The sequence below is a fragment of the Novosphingobium sp. FW305-C-111 genome (assembly GCF_058783565.1).
The window spans coordinates 1-667 of sequence record NZ_JBYSYP010000038.1 but is presented as its reverse complement, the minus strand read 5'-3'; the positions used below and the strand labels follow the sequence as shown (position 1 = coordinate 667).

Sequence of the window (667 nt, the reverse complement as noted above, 5' to 3'; positions counted from 1 at the left end):
CTGTGCATGGCGGTGACAAACCAGGCCAATGGAGCGCCGGCGTTTTGCTGAGCGCGGCGGTGTAAAAACCGGCCATTGGATAAGGTTGCTCTTTTTGGAGCGGCCAGGGATGTTTGCCGTGGAGGTCTACGCAGCGGTTCGCCGTTTTGTGTTTGTGGAAGGGAACAGTCAGCGTGAGGCGGCGAAGGTCTTTGGCCTGAGCCGTGATACGATTGCCAAGATGTGCCGGTTCTCGCTGCCGCCGGGCTACACGCGCACGAAGCCGGTGGCGAAGCCGAAGCTGGGGCCGTTGCTGCCGGTGATTGACCGGATCCTGGCGGAGGACCGGATAGCGCCGGTGAAGCAGCGGCACACGGCCAAGCGGATATTCGAGCGTTTGCGCGACGAGCATGGCTATGGCGGTGGCTACACGGTGGTGAAGGATTACGTTCGGCAGTGCCGAGCGCGCAGCCGCGAGACGTTCGTACCGCTGGCGCATCCACCGGGCCACGCGCAGGTGGATTTTGGCGAGGCGGTGGGGGTGATCGGCGGCGTCCGGCAGAAGGTGCATTTCTTCTGCATGGACCTGCCTCAGTCGGATGCCTGCTTCGTGAAGGCCTATCCGGCGGAGACGACCGAGGCTTTCCTCGACGGGCACGTTTCGGCATGTGCGTTCTTCGGCGCCGTG

1 protein-coding gene is annotated in these 667 nt (G+C 63.6%); it reads left to right on the top strand.

Annotated features, from left to right (window positions below; all coding sequences use genetic code 11):
• Window positions 1-109: 109 nt before the first annotated feature.
• The coding region (locus AC3WLD_RS18830) for a transposase (RefSeq protein ID WP_492558398.1) at window positions 110-667 on the top strand (558 nt) is incomplete at its 3' end.